Raw genomic sequence first — 22,169 nt, 5'->3', positions numbered from 1 at the left:
CGGAACCTTCCTCGATGTGGGCACGTAGGCACGTAGCAAGGAATTTCCGCAGCGAAATGAAAGGCGCAGAGAATCGCGAGAACGAGCCGGAGACGATGGGCGTCGAGTCGGTCGACGGGGAGTTCGTCCCCGTTCGGTGATGTGGGTGGGGCCTTCCCGTCACGCGCCCTGAAATGCAGCGAGCTGGGGCCCGCACCCCAAGGTGCGGGCCCCAGCTGCGAAGTATGCGTTGCCGGTGTCAGACGGAAACGATGTTCTCGGCCGTCGGGCCCTTCTGGCCCTGCGCGATGTCGAACGACACCTTCTGGCCTTCCTGCAGCTCACGGAAGCCCTGGGCGGCGATGTTCGAGTAGTGGGCGAAGACGTCGGGGCCGCCGCCGTCCTGCTCGATGAAGCCGAAGCCCTTTTCCGCGTTGAACCACTTCACGGTGCCAGTAGCCATGTCATTTCTCCTTCGGAGACGATGCTCGGAATCCGCCCTGTGCGGATTCTGCGTCGCCGTGCTGATTGGACCGTCGGGAAATGAACCTTCTGGCAACCACACCTGCAACTGGGAACGACGTTAGCACGGTGCGAGCGACCCTGTTCGGTCAGTGATTCTGCTCGGGTCGGCGATCGAGGAATACTCTCCGTGTACCGTGCCTATTTCTCACTTCGCGGATGCAGATATTGATCCGCGCGGATGAAGCGTTCCTGTCGAACGCTTCCGTCCACAGCGCTACGACCTCGGTCGATGCGCCGTGTGCCGCTGCCATCGGCGTTGACGGACGGGGCAACGGGCACCCCGCCGAGACCCCTCTACCGCGAGGAAGATCACATCGGCCCGGAAGGGCGCACGACGCCGACGGCCGTAGCCACCTACACCGTCGCCACGGCAGCCCGGCACAGCTTGTTCACCTCGCGGTCCTCTGGCAAACAGCCATGGACAGGCTGACCGAGAACGCTTCGGACGCGATCTGGTGGGCGGTGCCGTCGCCGTCCACCAGGCGGCGGCACCAGCCGGCGGGACAGGCGGTCTGCGCACCGTGCAGACCGCGTGCTGCGTGGGCGACATCAGTCAGCGATCACCGTAGAGCGAGCGGGCTCCCGGGCTGTTGCCCCTGAAGCGCCGGCCCGCGGCAATCTCCTCGCCGACCACCGACCAGACGGTCTCGTCGTCCTGGAAGGGGAGCGGGTCAATGCCGCTCGTCTCCTCACGGATGCGCTCGACCTCGCGCTCCAGGCGCTCGAAGTCGGCTTCCTCCTCGCCCTCGTCGCCGCTGAAGGTGAACTCCTCGAGCAGGCGCTGGAGCCGGAGGGCGACCTGGACGAGGGAGGAGACGTCCGCGTGGAGTTCGACCACGGTCTCCTCGTCGGGGTCGAAGGCGTGCACCTTGCCGGAACCGGCGTCGAGGGCGAGGTGGGCGTTGAGCAGCCACCCGATGACGGGCCATTCGCCCGCGCTTTCCGAGGCGCCCTCGAAGTCCTCCGCGTCGACGATGTCCTCGACGAGGGGAAGCCGGCCGGAGCCCTCGTCGGGCTCACGCAACCGGAGCGTCCCGGCGGGGACGCCGACGGTCTGCAGGAGGCGGGCGCCCTCGGTGTCCGCGAGGGAAGTCGGGAAGGCGGTGGCGGGCAGGGTCGCGAGCCGGTCCTCGCCGAAGATGTCGACGAGTTCGCTGCGGGTGACGTCGAAAAACACTGCCGGAACTCCGAACTCGGTGGCGCCACGGGCGCGGTGGGACTCTCAGTGGACGGCAGCGGTCACGACAACAGCGTTGCGGACATCCGCGTTCGCCTCGCCGAGCCCGAGCGGACCTACGGCAAGCACGCTCCCGGACCGACCACGTCCGACGCGGGCGCCCGTGTCGTCGTACTCCCGTCTTCCTGCAAAGAGCTGAAGCGTCTCACCGGCGACCTCGACGGTCGGCGCCGGCCGCGGGGCAAGGCCCACGATGATGCCACCGCCCCGCACTGGGTTCTGCCGTAGCCTCCAGCGCATGACGGTCTATCTGCTGTGGCACATCGGGCACCAGAACGAAGCCGGTGCCGAGGGTGCCACCCTGCACGTCGACGGGGAGACGGTGTACGTCGACGAGCAGGACGGCGACGACGTCAAGATGCTCGGCGTCTACTCCACCCAGGACAAGGCCGAGGAGCGCATGCGCCGAGCGCGGCTCCTTCCCGGCTTCTCCGACGAGCCGGACTGCTTCGTCATAGACGCGCACGCACTTGATGAAGACGAGTGGACTGAGGGGTTCGTGCGGAACGTGAACCGCTGAGCCGCAGGTCAACGGTAGCTTCCAAGGCCGGGGCCGTTGGGTCTGCGGCCACCACCCGAGACTCCGTGCCCCCGCGCTTCATCTCCAGCCGGAAGAACGCGGACGGCCCCACCATGGGCGACAAGGGCGGCACCTCACGGCTCGACGGTGACGGCTACTACGCCCAAGGGCTGCGCGGGGCCCGCCGCCTCTGACCGCGGTAAGGGCCCTGTGCTGTTTGCCGGGTCTCGTCCGTTGTACGGTCTGCCTGCGCTCGTACCGGTCGACGCCCTTGCGGATGGCCCCGGTGGGGCGGCCGCCGGCCTGTTACGAGTTCTGAAGCGGATGCACATGATCCCTGTCCTGATTGTGATCACCACGGTGGTGGCCGGGTGGTCGCTGGTCGCCGGCTGGCTGGAGCAACGGCATGTGCGGGCTCCTCTGGTGCTGGTGCTCGCGGGCGTGGTCACGGGCGTGTTCACCCACAGCCATATCGCGGTCACCCTGAACTCCGAAGTAGCTCAGCACGTGGCCGAGGTCATCCTGGCCGTCCTGCTGTTCGTCGACGCCACCGAGTTGCCGGGCGGGCGACTGTTCGGCAACGACCCCGGCTCCGCCGCCCGGGCACTGCTGGTGGCCCTGCCGCTGAGCCTGATCACGATGGTGCTGCTGGGTACGCTGCTGCTGCCCGGGCTGCCGGTGGCGCTGCTGCTGCTCATCGCGTGCATCGTCGTCCCGACCGACTTCGCCCCGGCCGAGACGCTGGTCCGTGACCGGCGCATCCCGGCCAGGGTGCGCAGCGTGCTCAACGTGGAGAGCGGCTACAACGACGGCATCGTCTCGCCCCTCTTCCTGTTCGCCCTGATCCTCGTCGGGACCGACTCCGTCACCCGAACGCCCATGGAGGCCCTCGGCACGGCCGTGCCGTTCGCGCTGAAGGCCCTCGTGGCCGGCTTCGTGGTGGGGGCGCTGGTGGCGTGGCTGATCAATCTGGCCGACCGCGCGGAGTGGATGACGGAGCAGTCCCGGCGGATCGTCGTGCTGGTCACACCGCTGCTTGCCTACACCGTGACCACGGCGATGGAAGGCAACGGCTTCGTGGCCTCGTTCGTGTGCGGGATCGCCTTCCGCTACGTCAGGCAGGCGCCGGTCCGCCGACGGGGCGCTTCGGCTCCCCACGCCTCGGACTTCCAGCTCATCGAGGACACCAACTCGATGGCGACGATGTGCATGTGGTTCTTCTTCGGCAACGCCGTGGTGCTCGCCATGGGCGAGGGCGTCCACTGGCCCACCGTCGTGCTCTGCGTCGCCGCGCTCACCGTCGTACGCATCCTTCCGATCATGCTCGCCTTCCTCGGGTCGAGGTTCACCTGGCGAGAGAGGCTCATGGTCGGCGCGCTCGGACCACGCGGCACCACCTCCATCGTGTTCGGCCTGCTCGCGTTCAACGCTCTGCCGGACGGGCTGTACGCCGACACCGCCCTGTACGCCATGACCCTGGCGGTGCTCGGCAGCGTTCTGCTCCACGGCGCCGGTTCGGTGGCCATCGCCCGGTCCCTGACCGGCCCGCCCCCGTCGGCGGCCGACGGCCCCGGCTCCCCGGGGACCGACGCGTCGGACTCACCGGACGTCGCCGTGCGGAGTTGACGTGCCCGGCGGTGCCGCGTGTCTCGCGGTGGCGCGGCCCTGACGGCTCCTACCCCAGGCCGGTCTTCTCCAGCCACTCGGCGGGGGCGGACCCGACAGTCGCCGGATGTGCGCAGCGCGGCCCGGCGTCCAGGGTGGAGGCATGACACAGCACGTTCGTGACAAGGAGCCCGAGACCACCCTCGGGGCGTCGGCCGACACCGGCATGCCGGGCCGCGGCGTCACACCCGGCAGGGGAGGGCCGCGGGAACTTCTCGGCCTGACGCTGGTGGCGGGCGCCGCTGTCCTGTTCGTCGTCCGTCCCGAGTGGTACGAGGCAGGGGTGCACATCGTCGCCACGCGGGCGGCCTCACTGGTCCACTGAACCGGCGCGGATCTCTCCGCCGGCGGTCCCGCCTCACCCGCCCGGTCGGTCCCTCTCCGTGCTGCCGCCGCTGACGCGGTGCGCGGCCGACCACGTAGGAAAGGAATCCTGTGAACACCGCACCCGCCGGCGGAGTCGGTGGTGCTCGCCGCCCGCCGCAGCCTCATCGGACGGTTGCTGCGGCTGCGGCTGCGGCCGGCGAAGGTGGACCGGATGCAGCCCGGCGATCTGATGTCGCGTGCGCATCCTCACCGAGCTCGGCCTGCGGGTCCGTCACACCACGACGCTCCCTGCGCGCCCTCCTCGTACCGACAGTCGGCCCAGGCCGACGCGAGCGCACAGCCACCGCCCCCGGCCGGTCGGTGCCGGGTGGAGCTGACATCAGTCGGCCAAGGACCACGGCCGAAGCCCGCAAGGGCGATCCTCTTGCGGGCTGGGCGGACCGGCCAGGTCAGGCCGGGATGGGGCGGGAAGCCGAGGCACACCGGCCGGATCTCACCGGACGTACTTGGCGGGCTTGGTGGCGGTGTTGAGCAGGTGCTCCAGGGGGCCGCGGCGGAAGAAGCGGGACCAGACCGTGGCGAACACGATCGCCCCGAGGACGTACATGAGCAGCGGCACCCAGGACTGCTGCGTGCCGGTCCCGGCGGGCGTGGACAGCACGGACTGGGCGAGGAAGTGGCCGTCGCCGCAGGCGGTGCTGACACCGCAGACCACCCGGCACTCGCCGCTGTGCTTGTTGACGAGCGCGTACGTCGCCGGGGGGTCCCGGTCTCGCCGGACGGTTCCGCCGGCGACGTACCGAGGACGGCCGGGGTGCCGTCCGCGTTCCAGCTGCTCAGTGGGCGGCGACGGCGGTGTCCGGATTGCCGTAGTAGGCGCCTGGGCCGTGCTTGCGCGTGTAGTGGCGGTTCAGGAGGTGGGGTGGGGGTGGGGCGGTCGGTGAGAGGGACAGGGTGTGGAGGGCGATGTCGGCGACGGCCTCGCAGATGATCGCGTGCTCCAGGGACTTGCGGGCCGACGCGCCCCAGGTGAAGGGGCCGTGGCCGGCGACGAGCGCGGCGGGCACCTCGACGGCCCGCTGGTCGTCGCCCGCGAGCAGGTCGACGATCACGTGGCCGGTGTTGTACTCGTAGTCCGCCGCGCACTCCTCGGGGGTGAGGTCGCGGGTGACGGGGATGGGCCCGTTGAAGGTGTCCGCGTGCGTGGTGCCGAGGACGGGGATGTCCCGACGGGCCTGGGCGAAGGCGACGGCGTGCGTGGAGTGGGTGTGGGTCACCCCGCCGATCGACGGAAACGCCAGGTAGAGGCAGCGATGCGTCTCGGTGTCGGTGGACGGCCGCAGGTCACCGTCCACCACCGCACCGTCGGACAGCCGTACCGTCACCAGGTCACCGGCCGTGAGGTCCTCGTACGGTACGCCCGACGGCTTGATGACGAAGACCCCCGCCCCGCGGTCGACTCCGCTCACATTGCCCCAGGTCAGGGTCGCGAGACCGACCTGAGGGATGGCGAGGTTCGCCTCCAGCACCTCGTGGCGCAGGCCCGCCCGGACATTTGCTGTCATGATCGTTTCCTTTTCCGGAGAGCTTCAGAGTGCCTGGGCCAGGCGGTGGTAGGCCGCGTTCCAGCGGATCTCCTTGGCCAGTCGGTCGGTGGTCGTGTTCTCGTCGATCGTCAGCAGTTCCACGTCCGTCATGGCCGCGAAGTCGCTCAGCGTCTCGGTGCCCACGGCCGAGCTCAGCACCGTGTGGTGCGGCGCTCCGGCGAGCAGCCAGCTCTCGGCGGACGCCGCGAGCGAGGGGCGCGGCTTCCACACGGCCCGGGCGACCGGGAGGTGGGGCAGTGGTTGGCTGGGGGCGACGACATCCACGGCGTTCGCGGTGAGCCGGAAGCGGTCGCCGAGGTCGGAGAGGCCGACGACGACGGCGGGGCCGGGCGCCGCGTCGAAGACCAGGCGCACGGGGTCCTCGCGGTTCCCGATGCCGAGGGTGTGGATCTCGCAGCGGGGGCGGGCGGCGGCCACCGAGGGGCAGACCTCCAGCATGTGCGCGCCGAGGATGCGGGGGGTGCCCGGGCCGAGGTGGTAGGTGTAGTCCTCCATGAAAGTGGTGCCGCCAGGCTCTCCCGCGCCCATGACCTTCATCGTGCGCAGCAGGGCGGACGTCTTCCAGTCGCCCTCACCACCGAAGCCGTACCCGTCGGCCATCAGCCGCTGGACGGCCAGACCGGGGAGCTGGCGCAGTCCTCCCAGGTCCTCGAAGTTGGTGGTGAAGGCGGTGAAGCCGCCCTCGGAGAGGAAGGTGCGCAGGCCGAGTTCCTGGCGGGCCGCGTAGAGCAGCGAGTCGTGGCGGATGCCGCCGGGGCGCAGGGCCGGCACGACGTCGTACGACTCGACGTACTCGGCCGCGAGTTCGGCGGCGTCCTTGTCCTGGATCTCGTCGACGACGGCCACCAGGTCGTTGACACCGTAGGTGTTGACCGAGAAGCCGAAGCGCAGTTGCGCCTCCACCTTGTCGCCCTCGGTGACGGCGACGTCACGCATGTTGTCGCCGAAACGGGCCAGCCGCAGCGTGCGGGCGGCGTGGCGGCCGGCGGCGGCCCGGGTCCAGGCCGCGACGCGCCGGACGACCCGGGGGTCGGTGGCGTGCCCGGCGACGATCTTGCGGTTGACTCCGACCCGCGCCTCGATGTGCGCGAACTCGCGGTCACCGTGGGCGGCCTGGTTGAGGTTCATGAAGTCCATGTCGATGCTCGACCAGGGCAGCGACAGGTTGTACTGGGTGTGCAGGTGCAGGACCGGCCGGTCGAGCGCGCTGAGTCCGGCGATCCACATCTTCGCCGGGGAGAAGGTGTGCATCCATACGATCACGCCGACGCAGGTGTCGGAGGCGGTGGCCTCGAGGCACAGGCGGCGGATCGACTCGGCGTCGGTGAGGACCGGCTTCCAGACGATGCGCAGCGGGATCTTGTCGGCGGCGTCGAGCCGTTCGGCGATCTGCTGGGACTGGAAAGCGACCTGGCGCAGCGTGTCCTCGCCGTACAGGCCCTGGCTTCCGGTGAGGAACCAGATCTCCTGGCCGGTGAGGGGCAGTGTCGACGTCGTCATGACAGGGGGCCTTTCTTCACGGGGGTTCACAGGGGTTCGGCTCAGGCGGAGGCTTCGGCGCGGATGCGGCGCAGGCGGTGCATGACGTCGTTGGCGCCGCGGCCGAAGTAGTCGTGCAGCGCGCGGTATTCGGCGTAAAGGCGCTCGTAGGCGGCCGCTCGCCGGGGGTCAGGCAGGTAGACCCGGCGGTGGACCTTGCCCATGGCGTGGGCCGCGGCGCGGATGTCGGGGTACGCGCCTGCGGCGACGGCGGCGTGCATCGCGGCGCCGAGGGCCGGGCCCTGGGCGGAGCCGATGATGCTCAGCGGGCGGCGGGTGACGTCGGCGTAGATCTGCATGAGCAGGGCGTTCTTGGTCAGGCCGCCCGCGATGATCAGCTCCCGTACCGGTACGGCGGCGGACTCGAAGGCGTCGATGATGGTGCGGGTGCCGAAGGCGGTGGCCTCCAGCAGGGCGCGGTAGATGTCCTCGGGGCGGGTGGAGAGCGTCTGGCCGATCAGCACGCCGCTGAGGTCGTGGTCGACCAGGACGGACCGGTTGCCGCTGTGCCAGTCCAGGGCGATGAGGCCGTGTTCGCCGACCTTCTGCTCGGCCGCGAGGGCGGTCAGGTACTCGTGCGGGGTCAGGCCCGCGGCGGCGGCCCGCTCGGCGTACTCGGCGGGCAGCCCGGTCCGTACGAACCAGGCGAAGATGTCACCGACACCGCTCTGCCCGGCCTCGTAGCCCCACATCCCGGGCAGGATGCCGCCGTCCACGACACCGCACATGCCGGGCACGACGCCGTACTGGTCCGAGCTCATGACGTGGCAGGTGGACGTGCCCATGATGGCGACCATCCGGCCCGGTTCCACCGCCGAGGCCGCCGGGGCGGTCACATGGGCGTCGACGTTGCCGACACAGACCGTGATGCCCTCCGGCAGTCCCGTCCAGTCGGCGGCCTCGGCCGTCAACCGACCAGCCTCGTGCCCGAGTTGACCGATCGGCTGGTCCAGCTTGTCGGCGACGAAGTCGGCGAAGTCCGGGTGCAGAGCGGCGAGGTGGTCGCGGGAGGGGTAGACGCCCTCCTGGTACTGCCCCTTGTAGCCGGCGGTGCAGGCGTTGCGGACGTACGTCCCGCACAGCTGCCACACGATCCAGTCGGCCGCCTCCAGCCACCGCTCGGTGCGCCGGTAGATCTCCGGGTCCTCCTCCAGCACCTGCAGCGCCTTGGCGAACTCCCACTCCGAGGAGATCTTCCCGCCGTACCGCTCCAGCCACGGCTCCTCGAGCTCGGCGGCCAGCGCGTTGATCCGGTCGGCCTGGCCCTGCGCGGCGTGGTGGCGCCACAGCTTGACGTAGGCGTGCGGACGGCCGGTGTACTCGGGGAGTTCGCACAGCGGGGTGCCGTCGGAGAGCGTCGGTAGGACCGTGCAGGCGGTGAAGTCCGTGCCGATGCCGATGACTTGTCCGCTCTGGACACCCGCGCGGGCGAGCGCCTCCGGTACGGCGTTGCGCAGCACGTCGACGTAGTCGGAAGGCACCTGCAGCGCCCAGTCGGGAGGCAGCCGGGTGCCGTCGGGCAGTTCACGGTCCAGCACCGCGTGCGGATAGACATGCTCCGCCGATGCGAGCTCGGCGCCGTCGCGGACACGGACGACCACGGCACGGCCGGACAGGGTTCCGAAGTCGACACCCACAACGCAGGGTTCTTCAGGCACGACGCCCCACCTCTCTTGTTCGGTATGACAGTCATCGTTCGAAATACTGGACGGAAGAATGGGGGCCCGGCCGTAACCGGGCCCCCGGGAACAGGTCAGTTGACCCGGACGATCTGCCAGAGTTCGTCATCGGCGCCGGTGTCCGTGGACTGGACGATCAGCGCGCCGTTGGCGGTGGAGGCGGAGGCGACGTCCGCGACCAGTCCGCTGCCGGAGTCGACCAGCTTGTAGTAGCCGTTGCCGGCGTCCGTGAGCGTCCACTTCTGGGAACTCGCGCCGGAGGACGAGTTCTGCACGATGGCCGCACCGGACGAGGTCGAGCCGTTGTTGTCGAGGAACAGACCGCTGTTGACGTTCTTCACGGTCCACGCCCCGCCGCTCTGCGCCGTGAAGGTCCACAGCTGGCAGTTGTTGGCGGTGTTCACCCACTGGCCGGCCTGCTTGCCCGTGGCGGTGGATGCGCCGGGGATCTCCAGGAACTTGCCGCTGTTCTTGTTGATCAGGCGGTACTGACCGGTGGCCAGGTTCGGCAGAGCGGTCTGGGTGAGGTTCCAGCGCTGGCAGGCGCAGCCGGTGTCGGACCACTGCCCGGCGGCGGTGCCGACGGTCGTGGACGCGCTGGGGATCTCCAGGAACTTGCCACTGTTCCGGTTGGTGGCGGTGAAGCCGCCCGCCGGGTTCGGGGCGACGGCCCACTCGTGGTCGAGGGTGCCGTTGTCGTCCCACTGCAGGACCTTGGCGCCGTTGGCGGTGGACGCGTTCTGCACGCCCAGGAGCTTGCCGCTGGCCACGTTGAAGATCTTGAAGTAGCCCGATGGCTGCTGGACGAACTTCCACTTCTGGTCGGTGGCGTTGTCGGCGTTCTGCTGGGTGGCGTTGACGCCGTTGGTGGTGGAGCCGCCCACGATGGTCAGCATCAGGTGGCTGTTGGCGTTGGACATGGTGTAGGTGGCACCGTCGGAGATGCCGCCGCCCAGGTCGATCGTGCCGTAGGTGACCGGGTTCTCGACGGTGTTGCTGACCACGCCCGCGCTGAAGATTTCCAGGCTGTGGCCGTCGGCGAGGGGTACCATGCCGCGGCTGTAGCCGCGGGGGACGGTGGAGGCGATGCGCGTCCAGGCGCCCGCCGCGCCGTTCTGCGTGTTCAGGAAGAGGTCGGTGGTGCTCTGGCCGCTGACCGCCAGGGTGCCGTTGGGACCGCCGGTGGGAAGCCAGGTGATGAACGGCGCGCTGGTGGGCACGTACCCGTCGGTGGACCTCAGGACGGTGCCGGTGACGGAGCCGAACGCCTCGGGGTCGGAGGAGATCTTGTAGTAGACCGCGAAGTTGGCTTCGGGCGCGCCCCCGTACTCGTACGTCATCACGTAGTTGCCGTTGGGCAGTTGCGCGACGACCGGCATGCCGGGGCGGTTGGTGTAGGTCGGCATGGCCACGTCGTCCACGACCGAGGACCAGGTGATGCCGTCGGTGGTGGTCTGGTGGACGATCTTCTGGGCGTGGTTGGGGTCACGCTGGTCGGAGTAGTACACGATCAGCTTGGAGCCGGACACCATCAGGAACGGCTCCCACACCGGGGTCTCGCCGTTGGTGACGTCGGCCCTGCCGCCCTGGGCGATGGCGCTGACGAACGACCAGGTCATGCCGTGGTCGGTGCTGGCGTACAGGTCCAGCTCGGTCGAGGACAGGTCGTTAGGGATGGAGTTGCCCGCGGCGAGGATCGTGCCGGCCGGGAAGTTGCCGATCTGCGTGGGCAGTTCGTACAGCTGCGGCTGGTAGCGCATGCCGAAGCCGTTGTGGGTGTCGGTGATGCTGGAGATCTGCGTCCAGCTGTTGCCGTTGTCGGTGCTGCGATAGATCGGGAAGACCGGGGTGCCCGAGCTGTACTGCTCGAACGTGGCCAGCAGGTTGCCGTTGGACGCACCGCTGTACTGCAGGCGCACGGCGCGCGGGTAGAGCGCGCCGGGCGACGGGGCGGTCGACGGTGAGGTGTACATCGTCTGGGACGCGCGCGATATCGCGTGCGCCTGGCCGGAGGCGGGCAGGACGAGGGCGACGGCGGCTGCGAGCAGGGCCAGCAGCAGGGTGATCGCCTGGGTGCGGGGGGCGGCGCGGTGCATGGCGCCTTCCCTGGTGGTGGACATGGGCGGCTCCCAACGAATGTCCGGAAGAGGGGGTGGTGCGGGCTCCGCCGCTCCTGGGGGAGGGGGTGGGAGCGGCGGGGCTTCGGGGGTGTCAGCCGGCGCGGCGCAGCCGGATGACGTTCCAGGAGACGGGCGGCAGGGTCGCGGCGAAAAGGCCGTCGGTGACGAGCCCCGTCTCGGCGGCGTACGGGCGGACCCGGTCGGGGTCGGCCTGGGTGTTGACGGCGCGGGTGTCCGGGTCGCTCAGCACCGAGTGCTCGACGGGCGCGTAGCCGGGGAACGCCCTCAGGTCGAGGGCGAGTTCGACGTCCTCGCTCTGGTGACGGTTGACGGCGAAGACGGTGAGTTCGTCGGCGCCGTCCGCCTCCGCGAGGTGCGTAGCCACGGCGTCGACGACCGAGACCCCGCCGAAACGTTTCGTCTCATACGTCGGCGCGACCGGCTCGACCCGCAGAACGGTCCCGCGCGCGTGGCGGGCCGCCTGGGCGAAGGGGTGGAACGTGGTCTGCCGCCAGCTCGGGCCGCCGGGTTCGCTGCGGATGGGCGCGATGACGTTGACGAGCTGGGCCAGGCAGGCGGCGGTGACCCGGTCGCTGTGCCGCAGCAGGCTGATCAGCAGCCCGCCGACCACCACGGCGTCGGCGACGTTGTACTGGTCCTCGATGACCCGCGGGGCCACGGCCCAATCGGCAGGCTTTCCCTGCGCCTCGAAACGGGTGTTGTACCAGACGTTCCACTCGTCGAAGGAGAGGTTGATCCGCTTCTTGCGGCCCAGCTTGGCCCGTACGTGGTCGGCAGTGGCGACGACCGACTCCACGAAGTGGTCCATGTCGACGCCGGAGGCCAGGAAGCTGCCGATATCGCCGTCGAGCTCCTCGTAGTAGGCGTGACAGGAGATGTAGTCGACCTGGTCGTAGGCCTCCTCCAGGACGGTGGCCTCCCAGGCGCCGAAGGTCGGCATCGAGGAGCTGGAGCTGCCGCAGGCGACCAGTTCCAGCCCGGGGTCGACCATGCGCATGGCCCGGGCGGTCTCGGCGGCGAGGCGGCCGTACTCGGCGGCGGTCTTGTGGCCGGTCTGCCAGGGGCCGTCCATCTCATTGCCCAGGCACCACATGCGGATGCCGAAGGGGTCGGGGGCGCCGTTCTTGATCCGCTGGTCGGACCACGCGGTCCCGCCCGGGTGGTTGCAGTACTCCAGCAGGTCCAGGGCCTCCGCGACGCCCCGGGTGCCGAGGTTGACGGCCATCATGGGCTCGACGCCGGCCTTCTCGGCCCAGCGGTGGAACTCGTGCAGACCGAAGGCGTTGGTTTCGGTGCTGTGCCAGGCGAGGTCGAGGCGGGTGGGGCGCTCGGCCGCCGGGCCGACGCTGTCCTCCCAGCGGAAGCCGGAGACGAAGTTGCCGCCGGGATAGCGCACGCTGGTCACCCCCAGCTCGCGCACCAGGTCCAGGACGTCACGGCGCAGGCCGTCCTCATCGGCGTACGGGTGGCCGGGCTCGTAGATGCCGGTGTAGACGCAGCGGCCCATGTGCTCGACGAACGAGCCGAAGGTACGGGGTTGCACGTCGGCGACGCGGAAGGCGGGGTCGACGGTCAGGGAGGCGTGCAGCATGAAGGTCGCTCCGGGAGGTGGGCGAGAAGAAGGGGAAGGCTGGGCTCACTTGAGGCTTCCGACGGTCAACCCGCCGCGCCAGTACCGCTGGAGGAGGAGGAAGGTGACGATGAGCGGCAGGATCGCCACCAGGGAACCCGCGATGACGAGGGTGAACAGCGCGTTGGCGCCGGACTGGATCATCGCGCCCTCGTACCAGGACTGCAGGCCGACGGTGAGCGGGAACAGCTTGTCGTTGTTGAGCATCACCAGCGGCAGGAAGAAGTTGTTCCAGGTGCCGACCATGGAGAACAGCAGCACGGTGACGAGCGCCGGCTTCAGGGTCGGCAGCGCCACCGACCACAGCACGCGCATCTCGCCGGCTCCGTCCATGCGGGCCGCCTCCAGCAGCTCGTCCGGCAGGGACTCCTGCACGTACACCCGCACCAGGTAGACGCCGAACGGGTTGAGCAGCTGGGGCAGGATGACCGCCCACATGGTGTTGGTCAGCTCGACCTTGCTCAGCAGCAGATAGGTGGGGATGGCCAGCGCGGTGGCGGGCACCATGATGGCGCCGAGGAGGCTGGAGAAGAGCAGGTTCCGGCCGGGGAAGCGGTACTTGGCGAAGGCATAGCCCGCGAGGGTCGCCACGGCGGTGGCACCCACCCCGCTCACGCCGGCGTAGACGGCGGTGTTGCCCATCCAGCGCAGGTACTCGCCGTCGTTGTAGGTGAACAGCTGCTGGAGGTTGGTGAAGAAGGAGCCCGGTGAGTGGAACCACAGGGCCGCGGTGGAGAACAGCGCGTCGTTGTCCTTGGTGGCGGCGACGACCAGCCACCAGAACGGCATCAGGAAGTAGAGGATCATCGCCACCATCACCACGTTGACGGTGACGCGTCCACGGGCGCCGGACTCGCGGCGGGCGGCCGGGGCGGTGACGGCGGGGGCGGGGGCTGCGGCGGTCGTCACTTCAGTCCGCTCCTCTTGCGTGTGGCGAACAGGAAGAAGTAGGAGCCGATGAAGACCACCGCTCCGAGGGAGAAGGAGATGGCGGCGGAGTAGTTGAACTCCGAGTACTGGAACGCCAGGTTGTAGGCGTAGAGGTTGGGCGTGTAGTCCGGCGTGATCACCGAGGAGGCGGTCTTCTCCAGGACCCGCGGCTCGGTGAAGAACTGCAGGGTGCCGATGATGGTGAACATCAGCGCGAGCACCATCGCCGAGGAGATCATCGGGATCTTGATGCGCAGGGCCGTCTGCACCTGGCCGGCGCCGTCGAGCTTCGCCGCCTCGTACACCTCGCGGGGCAGGCCCTGGAGAGCGGCGTACAGGACGATCATGTTGTAGCCGGTCCACTGCCAGGTCACGATGTTGCCGAGCGAGGTCAGCATCAGAGTGTGCGAAAGCAGGTCGACCTTGCCCAGCCCCAGCGAGTTGCTGATCGAGTTCACCGGGCCGAAGGTCGGGCTGTACAGGAAGCCCCACATCAGCGCGCCGATCACCGCGGGCACGGCGTACGGCATGAACAGGGTCATCCGGAAGACCTTGGCGAGGCGGCTGGTGACCTCGTCGATGATCAGCGCGCCGAGCAGGGCGAAGCCGAGCATCACCGGGATCTGCACCACACCGAAGACGGCCACCCGGCGCACGCCGGAGAGGAAGTGCGGGTCGGTGAAGGTCTGCTGGTAGTTGGCGAACCAGCTGAAGTGGTCGCCGCCGACCAGGGTGGAGGTCCTGAGGCTGAGCCAGAAGGCGTAGCTCAGCGGGGCCACCAGGAAGGCCAGGAAGAGCAGGAGGAACGGGCTGATCAGCAGCAGGCCCATGCCCTTGTGCCGGGTGCGGGCGGACAGCCCGCCGGTGCGCCGACCCCCAGCGGGGGCGTGAAGCCCCTTCGCGGGGGCGGTACTTGGCGGCGCCGTCACGGTGGATCCCTGCTGTCGGAGCAGGCTCATCACATCTCCTTGCGGTCGTGCGGCCCCCGCCGGCGGCGGACGTGCCAGGCGCGGGGCGCCGGCGGGGGCGGTGGTGACTGGGGGACTCGGGCCGGTTACTTGCTGACCTTGAATCCCTGCTTGGCCGCGTAGGAGGTCACCTGGCTCTGGACGTTGTCGTTCACGGCGGACCAGTCGGTCTGGCCCTGGAGGGCCTTGCCCACCTCACTGGTGTCGGTGTTGTAGGCGAAGTCCTGGAACGGGCTCCAGTCGAAGGTCCCGATTCCGTTCGCGGCGGGCACGAACACCTTGTTGATCTGCTGGCCGCCGAAGAAGTCGTACTTCTTGTCGCCGAAGTACGAGCCGTTGAGGATCGGCTTGGACAGCGGGAAGAGGTAGGCCTGGTCGATGCCGATCTTCCAGGCCGCCTGCGAGGTGCCGAAGAGCTCCCGGGCGACCTCGGTGGCCTCCTTGGGGTGCTTGGTCTGCGAGGTCACCGAGAAGCTCGAACCACCCCAGTCACCCTGGGCGTTGCCACCCGCCGTCCACTGCGGCAGCGGGGCCACCCGCCACTTGCCGGAGGTCTTCTTGGCGACGCTGGAGAGGTAACCCGGACCCCAGCCGGCCGCGATGTAGGTGGCGTACTTGCCGGTGCTGAGGCCGTTGTAGAAGTCCGTGGTGGCGTACGACTGGGTGTCGACCAGCTTGTTCTTCACCAGGTCGCCCCAGTAGTCGTACACCTTCTTGGCCCCGGCGTCGTTCAGGTTGACCCCGATGTTCGGCAGCTTGCTGGCCGAGTAGGTGTAGGGGCGGGAGCCCGCCTGCCACATCAGGCCCTGGCGCCAGCCGCCGGCCGTCTCGTCGCTGCCGAAGTCGGTCATGAACGCCTTCGGGTCGGCCTTGTGCAGCTTGGCGGCCTCCTCCTTGTACTCCGCCCAGGTCGTGGGGACCTTCAGGTGGTACTTCTTGAAGAGGTCGGCCCGGTACATCATCGCCATCGGGCCGCCGTCGACCGGGATGGCGTACACGTGGTCGCCGTCGGAAGCCTGGTTCCAGGCCCAGTCCACGTAGTTGCCCTTGTCGGCGTTCGCGCCGTACTTGCCCATGTCCAGCAGGCCCTTGCTGAGCTGGATGGTCGGCAGCTCCTGGAACTCCAGCATCACGACGTCCGGGGCGCCCTGGCCCGCCTTCAGCGTGGTCTTCAGCTTGGTGTACTCGTCCTGGCCCACACCGGCCTGCACCCAGTCGACCTGGACGTCCTTGTGCGTCTTGTTGAACTGGTCCACGACCTGCTTGAACTGCGGGTACCAGGCCCAGACCTTGATGTGCACGGGGCCGCTCTGCGTGCCGCCGGAGCCGCTGGTGCCGCCGGAGCCGCAGGCCGCGAGGAGAACGCCGGCGAGGGCGGCGGAGGTGGCCGCGACCGCGGTACGGCGCAGGGAACGGGGCTTTCTGGTGGACGACATGGCTTTCTCCTGGGTGAGGTGCCTGAGAGCAGGCAGAAGAGGGAGGTATGGGGAGGTACCGCCCTCCCGAGTGAAGAGCGGGGCTCGGAGCAGGGGAACGGCGGCGCGGTACGAAGGCCCGGGCGTCGGGGCGTTGGCCGCCGGCGGGTGCGGCGGCTGGGTGCGGGCCGCCGCCGATCGCCTGGCGGACGGGACTCAGGTGGTGTCCGCCCGGGATCCGGGCGGGCGGACGTCGGCGGACGCGGCGGGGTGGGCGTACGTGACGACGAGGGGAGTGGGGAGGGGCCGGTACGGCCCGGGTCGGCAGGCACCGTGGGCCCGCACGGGAACACGGCGTATCCCGAACGGAGTTCGAGATGCCGGACACAAAGAGACGGGCGCCGTCAGAGTACGGCGAGTAAGGACGGGCGCCCTGTCCGGGGGAGGACGGCTGCCGAACGGGAAGCGGTCACTGGTGTCACTGCGGCTCCTGCTGATCGTTCCCCGCGAGTACTCCCGGGGATCCGGTCCGTGGCGCGGCGCCACCTCGGACCTGCGCCCGGCTCCGGCGATGACGCACCCTTGACCGGGCACGGCACAGCCGTCGACGGACTGCGCCCCATCGCGAGAGGGAGCAGTACCCGATCATCCACTCGGGCCACCCCTGCTAGGCTCTGCAGCGCTGCAAAAGTGTTAACCGAGGGATTGCCACGCTGCAAGAGCTTCAGCGAAACTTTCCACATTGCCCCTCCGGAACGAAGGTGACCGTATGGCGAATGGCGTCACACTCCGCGACGTCGCGGCGCTGGCCGGGGTCTCGAGCCGCACCGTGTCCAACGTGGTCAACGGCTATGCGCCGGTCTCCGAGGCCACTCGCGCGCGGGTGCAGCAGGCCGTCGACGAGCTCGGCTACCGGCCCAACGTGCTGGCCCGCAACCTCGCCTCCGGGCGCTCGGGCCAGATCGCGGTGGTGGTTCCGTACCTGGACACGCCCTACTTCGCCGAACTGCTGCAGGGCATCATCCGTGCGGCCAGGGTGCAGGGCTACAACGTCCTGATCGACCAGACCGACGGCGACGCGGAACACGAGAAGGCGTTCCTGACCCGTGGCTCCCAGCAGCTGCTCTTCGACGGCGTCATCTTCAGCCCGCTGGGCCTGGCCCAGCCCGACCTGTCCGAGCGCGACGCGAGCCTCCCGCTCGTCGTGCTCGGTGAGCGGGTCAGCGACGGCGGCTTCGACCACATCGGCATCGACGACGTCGCCGCCTCCCGAGAGGCCACCGAGCACCTGCTCGGCCTCGGCAGGCGCCGCGTCGCCGCGATCGGCGACCAGCCGTACCGCACCGGCGAGGCCGCCCAGCTGCGCACCCTGGGCTTCCGCCTGGCCCATGAGCGCGCCGGCGTGCCCGTGCGCGAGGAGTACGTCATATGCACCCCCCGCTTCAACCGCTCCGACGGCGCCACCGCCATGGCACACCTGCTCGACCTCGAGGAACCGCCGGACGCGGTCTTCTGCTACAGCGACCTGATCGCCCTTGGCGCCCTGCACACGTTGGCCGCACGCGGACTGCGCGTCCCGGAGGACGTCGCGATCGTCGGCTACGACGACATCGAGGACGCCCGTTATTCGAACCCGCCCGTCACCACGATCTCGCCGGCCAAGGACGTGATAGCCGAGACGGCCGTGGAGCGCCTGCTCAAGCGGATCGGCAGCTCGACACCGGTCCCCGGCATGGAGATCCGGGCGCCGTACCGGCTCATCCCGCGGGCGAGCACGATGGGACGGCAGGCGCCGACGCCGGATACGACTGACGGGCCGTGAGCGCCGGGGGCGAGAGGTTCGCCCCTGGCGCCGTCAGGGGGGTGTCAGCACGATCACCTCGGCGTTGCGGGCACTGACCTGCACTCCCCTCGAAAAGGAGCACCCCCAGCGGCGTTGTCGTCGGCCGCCGACTCCCCCGACGCTCGGCTTCACTCGCTCGGGAGGGGGCCCTGCGAGAGATGGATGCTCCTGTTCCCGTCTCGCAACAAAAAGCTGATCTGGAATGTACGTCGCGACTGCACATGCCGGGTGCCGGCACTCAGAGGTCGAGGTTGGCGATCAGATCCCCGTCGGCCAGCTCGTGCACGTCGGTGATCGTCATCTCGATCCGGAACACGCGGAACGCCTGGCGTGCGAATTCCGTCGCGGCCGCTCGGCCCTCGATCCGCCGGGGCTGGGGCTTGGCGTAGGGCATCTCGAGCACATAGTCGTCGGTGAAACTACGCCCAGCTCGGCGAGGGCGTACCTGTGGTGCTGATCGCTGCCGCCGATGTCGTGGCCCCGAACTGGGAGAAGAGGGCGCTGGAGGTGTTTGCGGCCGGGACCTCGACGTGGTCAGCTCGATCAACCCCGGGCGGCTCACCTTCGACCAGTGGCCGGCCTCACGCGAGGACCTCCTGAAGGCGCTCTGAGCCCCTCCGGAGCGGCTGGGGAGGTGTCACCCGGACACCGCTGAGCAGGGCCGGGCCGAACAGGTCCCGTCGGGGCCGCGGGCACTCCGGTGACAAGTGGCGGGGCTCGGACCTCGGGCGTGAAATGGAGAAGGGGCGGAAAACGTGGAGGCGCCCGTGGGTGTGACACCGCTGACCGAGATTCTCTCCGCGCCCTTCGACGAGCGCTACGCCGTACCGGCGATCAACGTGTTCAACGACCTGACGCTGGAGGCCGTGCTCGCGGCCGCGGTGGAGAACGCGTCGCCGCTGATCGTGCAGACCTCCGTGAAGACGGTCAGGTCCATCGGCAGCGACGTGCTCTACGCCATGTGGACCGCGATGACCGCAGGCATCGAGGTGCCCGTCACCCTGCACCTCGACCACTGCCCGGAACGCGAGGTCATCACCGAGTGCCTGCGACGCGGATGGAACTCGGTGCTCTTCGACGCCTCCACCCTCCCGGTCGAGGAGAACATGCGGCAGACCGTCGAGGTCGTCGCGGAAGCCCGCGCCCACGGGGCCGCGGTGGAGGGCGAGATCGAGTCGATCATTGGCGTGGAGGACGGCGTCGGCACCGACACCGCCGCCGAGCGGCAGGACCTCGCGGTCGCGCTGGACTTCCTGCGGACCACCAGGGTCGACGTGTTCGCACCGGCGATCGGGAACGCCCACGGGTCGTACAAGCGGGCGCCGGTGCTCGACGCCCAGCGCGTGTCCGACATCGTGGCGGCCCATCCCGTGCCGATCGCGCTGCACGGCGGCAGCGGACTGTCCGACGAGCAGTTCCACGACCTGATCTCCCGGGGATGCGCGAAGGTCAACATCTCGACCGCCCTCAAGGAGACGTACATGAAGTCGAACCTGGCCTTCCTCGAAACGGCGGCGCAGCGGCAGAAGTGGGATCCGCCGTCGCTCTTCCGGGCCGTCCGCCAGGACGTCATCGAGTTGGCCGGTTCCCTTATGAGGCTCTTCGGCAGCGCCGGGCGGGCGGGCTGAGACATGCCCGGGCTCATCTTCGACTGCGACGGCGTCCTCGCCGACACCGAACGCGACGGACACCTGCCCGCGTTCAACCAGACCTTCGAGGAATTCGGCCTGCCCGTACGGTGGAGCGACGCGGAGTACGCGGAAAAGTTGAAGGTCGGCGGCGGCAAGGAACGGATGCGGACCCTGCTGACCCCCGACTTTGTCGCCGCGGCCGGTCTGCCCACCGACCAGGAGGCACTCGACGAGCAGGTCGCCCGCTGGCACCGCCGCAAGACCGAGATCTACACCGGGATCATCCGAGACGGGGACATCCCGCCCAGGCCCGGTGTGCGGCGGGTCGCCGAGGAGGCCCACGAGGCCGGGTGGACGCTCGCGGTCGCCTCCACCTCCGCGGAGCCGTCCGTCCGCAGCGTGCTCGAACTCGCCATGGGACCCGAGCTGACCGCCGGCTTCAGCGTCTTCGCCGGGGATGTGGTCCAGCGGAAGAAGCCGGCCCCGGACATCTACGCCTTCGCCGTCGACCGGCTCAGCCTCGATCCTGAGCACGCCGTCGTGATCGAGGACAGCCGCAACGGCCTGCTGGCCGCTCTGGGCGCCGGGCTTACCTGCGCAGTCACGACCAGCGCCTACACCGGGGAGGAGGATTTCACCGGGGCCTCGCTGGTGGTCACGTCGCTCGGCGATCCGGCACCGCGGGAGGTTCCCGCCAGGGTGCTGAGCGATCCGCTCGGCGCCCGCCCGGGGCGCTGGGTGGTCCTCGCGGACCTGGCCGCCCTGCTCACCGCGTCCGCAGGCCCGGCCTCCCGTACGGACTGATGCCGCCGAAGTCATTGTCGTCGAAGTCAGGAGAACCATGACATCGCCATCGACATCCACGGGTGACCTCGCCTTCGTCGTCCGGACCATCGCACAGACCGCGGTGGACAACGAAAGGGCCTTCGGTGACCTCGACGCCGTCGCGGGTGACGGGGACTTCGGGTACTCGCTTGCCCGCGGCTTCGAGATCGTGCTCGCCGACTGGGACACCCTCGTGTCCGACTCGCCGGCGGAGTTCCTGAAGAAGGTCGCCCTGGTGGTCTCCAAGCGTGTCGGCGGCACATCAGGGCCGCTCTGGGGCACCGCCCTGCTGCGGGCGTCCGGGGCTGTGAAGGACCGGACGGACTTGGTCGCCACGGACGCGGTCGCGATGCTGCGGGCCGCGGCCGAGGGCATCAAGGCGCGCGGCAGGTCCGACCTCGGAGACAAGACGCTGCTGGACGCGCTGATACCGATGACCGACGCCCTGGAACAGCGGTTGGCCGAGGGCGGACCGGGGTCCGGCCCGGCGGAACTCGCCCGGCTGGCCGCCGTGACGGCCCGTACCGCGGCCGACGCGACGACACCCATGCAGGCCCGACGCGGACGCCAGAGCTACACGGGCGAGCGCAGCATCGGTTCGCCGGACCCTGGCGCGGTGGCCGTTGCGGTCATGGCGGAGCGCATCGCCGACGAGTGGGACGCACACGAGCGACGCGAAGGAGCGACGCCATGAAGAAGTTCGTCAACGACCCGCAGGACTACGTTCCGCAGATGCTGGAAGGGCTGGCCCTGGCCAACCCGGACACGCTGAAGTACGTCCCCGAGCACAACCTGATCATGCGTGCCGACACCCCGCAGGAGAACAAGGTCTCCATCGTCCAGGGCTCCGGGTCCGGTCACGAGCCGGCGCATGTGATGAGCGTCGGCAGGGGAATGCTCGATGCGGCCTGCCCCGGCGACGTGTTCGCCGCGCCGCCGGCCGACTCGGTCTACGAGACAGTCAAGCTGGTCGCCTCCCCCAAGGGCGTTCTGCTCCTGGTCAACAACTACACCGGGGACCGGATGGCCTTCGAGATGGCCGAGGAGCTGTCCGAGGCCGACGGGCTGAACGTCCGTACCCTCTTCATCGATGACGACGTGGCCGTACAGGACTCGACGTTCACCGTCGGCCGACGAGGCGTGGCGGGCAACTTCTTCGTGATGAAGGCGGTCGGCGCGGCCGCCGAGCGGGGCGCGGATCTGGACGAGGTCCAGCGGATCGGCGAGAAGGTCAACTCCGTCGCCCGCTCCATGGGCATGGCACTGACCGCCTGCACACCCCCGGCGAAGGGCTCCCCGCTCTTCGACCTGCCGGACGACGCGATCGAGATGGGCGTGGGCATCCACGGCGAGCCGGGCCGGAAGCGGGAGAAACTCCAGTCGGCGGACACGATGGTGAGCGAGCTCGTCAGCGCGGTCGTGGACGACCTGCCGTACTCCTCGGGGGACCACGTCGCGCTGATGGTCAACGGCCTCGGCGGCACGCCGATCGGCGAGCTGTACCTCGTGTACGGCCGGGCCCACAAACAGCTGGCCGAGCGAGGCATCGAGATCGACCGCAGCTATGTGGGCGAGTACTGCACCTCGCTCGACATGGCCGGTGCCTCCATCACCCTGGTCCGCCTGGACGACGAGATCTCCGAACTCCTCGACGCCCCCGCCGAAATCCCGATCCACGTCTTCTGAGGGGCGCGGGACGGGTCGTCGC

General features: G+C 69.5%; 21 protein-coding genes and 1 pseudogene. 10 read left to right on the top strand and 12 right to left on the bottom strand.

Going from position 1 to position 22,169, the window contains the following annotated elements:
- Positions 1 to 238: 238 nt before the first annotated feature.
- A complete protein-coding gene (locus IG99_RS27685) occupies positions 239 to 442 on the bottom strand; it encodes a cold-shock protein (protein WP_037678274.1) in 204 nt (67 codons plus the stop codon).
- Positions 443 to 1,057: 615 nt separating this feature from the next.
- The gene (locus tag IG99_RS27680; protein WP_037678271.1) at positions 1,058 to 1,681 is read right to left on the bottom strand and encodes an SUKH-4 family immunity protein; all 624 of its coding nucleotides are present in this window, start codon (positions 1,679 to 1,681) and stop codon (positions 1,058 to 1,060) included.
- 36 nt (positions 1,682 to 1,717) lie between these two features.
- Between IG99_RS27680 and IG99_RS49680 the strand changes: the two genes are divergently transcribed.
- The 5 genes from IG99_RS49680 to IG99_RS27660 all read left to right on the top strand — a co-directional run bounded on the left by IG99_RS49680 (position 1,718) and on the right by IG99_RS27660 (position 4,251).
- Positions 1,718 to 1,969, top strand: a complete 252-nt coding sequence (locus IG99_RS49680) for a hypothetical protein (protein WP_199815611.1) — start codon at positions 1,718 to 1,720, stop codon at positions 1,967 to 1,969.
- Positions 1,970 to 1,979: 10 nt separating this feature from the next.
- Positions 1,980 to 2,261 (top strand): DUF7336 domain-containing protein, encoded by a 282-nt coding sequence (locus tag IG99_RS27670; RefSeq protein WP_037678266.1) that lies wholly within the window; start codon positions 1,980 to 1,982, stop codon positions 2,259 to 2,261.
- A gap of 65 nt (positions 2,262 to 2,326) precedes the next feature.
- Positions 2,327 to 2,455 carry a hypothetical protein gene (locus IG99_RS51435; protein WP_267882566.1) on the top strand — a complete coding sequence of 43 codons (129 nt, stop codon included), beginning with the start codon at positions 2,327 to 2,329 and terminating at the stop codon, positions 2,453 to 2,455.
- Positions 2,456 to 2,591: 136 nt separating this feature from the next.
- A complete protein-coding gene (locus tag IG99_RS27665) occupies positions 2,592 to 3,887 on the top strand; it encodes a cation:proton antiporter (protein ID WP_051865968.1) in 1,296 nt (431 codons plus the stop codon).
- 142 nt (positions 3,888 to 4,029) lie between these two features.
- Positions 4,030 to 4,251 (top strand): hypothetical protein, encoded by a 222-nt coding sequence (locus tag IG99_RS27660; protein WP_037678265.1) that lies wholly within the window; start codon positions 4,030 to 4,032, stop codon positions 4,249 to 4,251.
- A gap of 495 nt (positions 4,252 to 4,746) precedes the next feature.
- Here the strand turns inward: IG99_RS27660 and IG99_RS27655 are convergent.
- The 9 genes and pseudogenes from IG99_RS27655 to IG99_RS27615 form a co-directional block, all read right to left on the bottom strand.
- Positions 4,747 to 4,938 (bottom strand): annotated as a pseudogene (locus tag IG99_RS27655) (DUF418 domain-containing protein); the annotation flags it as partial.
- 151 nt (positions 4,939 to 5,089) lie between these two features.
- Positions 5,090 to 5,818: an L-ribulose-5-phosphate 4-epimerase AraD gene (gene araD, locus IG99_RS27650; RefSeq protein ID WP_037678260.1), complete on the bottom strand. Its 729-nt coding sequence runs from the start codon at positions 5,816 to 5,818 to the stop codon at positions 5,090 to 5,092.
- A gap of 24 nt (positions 5,819 to 5,842) precedes the next feature.
- On the bottom strand, positions 5,843 to 7,360 hold the full coding sequence (gene araA, locus IG99_RS27645; RefSeq protein ID WP_037678258.1) for an L-arabinose isomerase: 1,518 nt from the start codon (positions 7,358 to 7,360) through the stop codon (positions 5,843 to 5,845).
- Between the two features lie 41 nt (positions 7,361 to 7,401).
- Positions 7,402 to 9,057, bottom strand: a complete 1,656-nt coding sequence (araB, locus tag IG99_RS27640) for a ribulokinase (protein WP_037678255.1) — start codon at positions 9,055 to 9,057, stop codon at positions 7,402 to 7,404.
- Positions 9,058 to 9,152: 95 nt separating this feature from the next.
- Positions 9,153 to 11,198 (bottom strand): RICIN domain-containing protein, encoded by a 2,046-nt coding sequence (locus tag IG99_RS27635; protein WP_037678252.1) that lies wholly within the window; start codon positions 11,196 to 11,198, stop codon positions 9,153 to 9,155.
- A gap of 91 nt (positions 11,199 to 11,289) precedes the next feature.
- Positions 11,290 to 12,810, bottom strand: a complete 1,521-nt coding sequence (gene arfA / locus IG99_RS27630; RefSeq protein ID WP_037678247.1) for an arabinosylfuranosidase ArfA — start codon at positions 12,808 to 12,810, stop codon at positions 11,290 to 11,292.
- 45 nt (positions 12,811 to 12,855) lie between these two features.
- On the bottom strand, positions 12,856 to 13,758 hold the full coding sequence (locus IG99_RS27625) for a carbohydrate ABC transporter permease (RefSeq protein ID WP_234311975.1): 903 nt from the start codon (positions 13,756 to 13,758) through the stop codon (positions 12,856 to 12,858).
- Positions 13,755 to 14,738: a carbohydrate ABC transporter permease gene (locus tag IG99_RS27620; protein WP_234311974.1), complete on the bottom strand. Its 984-nt coding sequence runs from the start codon at positions 14,736 to 14,738 to the stop codon at positions 13,755 to 13,757. The genes IG99_RS27625 and IG99_RS27620 overlap by 4 nt, the downstream gene beginning before the upstream one ends.
- A 95-nt stretch (positions 14,739 to 14,833) precedes the next feature.
- Complete coding sequence (locus IG99_RS27615) at positions 14,834 to 16,183, bottom strand: ABC transporter substrate-binding protein (protein WP_037678245.1); 1,350 nt, start codon at positions 16,181 to 16,183, stop codon at positions 14,834 to 14,836.
- Between the two features lie 748 nt (positions 16,184 to 16,931).
- Between IG99_RS27615 and IG99_RS27610 the strand changes: the two genes are divergently transcribed.
- A complete protein-coding gene (locus tag IG99_RS27610; RefSeq protein WP_037678244.1) occupies positions 16,932 to 17,984 on the top strand; it encodes a LacI family DNA-binding transcriptional regulator in 1,053 nt (350 codons plus the stop codon).
- A 259-nt stretch (positions 17,985 to 18,243) separates the two neighbouring features.
- Here the strand turns inward: IG99_RS27610 and IG99_RS49010 are convergent, their stop codons facing one another.
- Positions 18,244 to 18,408 (bottom strand): hypothetical protein, encoded by a 165-nt coding sequence (locus IG99_RS49010; RefSeq protein WP_158973252.1) that lies wholly within the window; start codon positions 18,406 to 18,408, stop codon positions 18,244 to 18,246.
- 364 nt (positions 18,409 to 18,772) lie between these two features.
- Between IG99_RS49010 and IG99_RS27605 the strand changes: the two genes are divergently transcribed.
- Genes IG99_RS27605 through dhaK form a run of 4 tightly spaced genes read left to right on the top strand, consistent with a single transcriptional unit; the run spans position 18,773 to position 22,147 of the window.
- Positions 18,773 to 19,633 carry a class II fructose-bisphosphate aldolase gene (locus IG99_RS27605; protein ID WP_037678363.1) on the top strand — a complete coding sequence of 287 codons (861 nt, stop codon included), beginning with the start codon at positions 18,773 to 18,775 and terminating at the stop codon, positions 19,631 to 19,633.
- Between the two features lie 3 nt (positions 19,634 to 19,636).
- Complete coding sequence (locus tag IG99_RS27600; RefSeq protein WP_037678241.1) at positions 19,637 to 20,440, top strand: HAD-IA family hydrolase; 804 nt, start codon at positions 19,637 to 19,639, stop codon at positions 20,438 to 20,440.
- 37 nt (positions 20,441 to 20,477) lie between these two features.
- Positions 20,478 to 21,155: a dihydroxyacetone kinase subunit DhaL gene (gene dhaL / locus IG99_RS27595; protein ID WP_037678237.1), complete on the top strand. Its 678-nt coding sequence runs from the start codon at positions 20,478 to 20,480 to the stop codon at positions 21,153 to 21,155.
- Complete coding sequence (gene dhaK, locus IG99_RS27590; RefSeq protein WP_037678234.1) at positions 21,152 to 22,147, top strand: dihydroxyacetone kinase subunit DhaK; 996 nt, start codon at positions 21,152 to 21,154, stop codon at positions 22,145 to 22,147. Before dhaL ends, dhaK begins: the two co-directional genes overlap by 4 nt.
- Positions 22,148 to 22,169: the final 22 nt, after the last annotated feature.

This window comes from Streptomyces griseus subsp. griseus (genome assembly GCF_000720255.1).
Classification (GTDB): Bacteria; Actinomycetota; Actinomycetes; order Streptomycetales; family Streptomycetaceae; genus Streptomyces; species Streptomyces griseus_I.
Note: the sequence above shows the minus strand (reverse complement) of the source record. Positions and strands in the feature narration are given on the sequence as shown.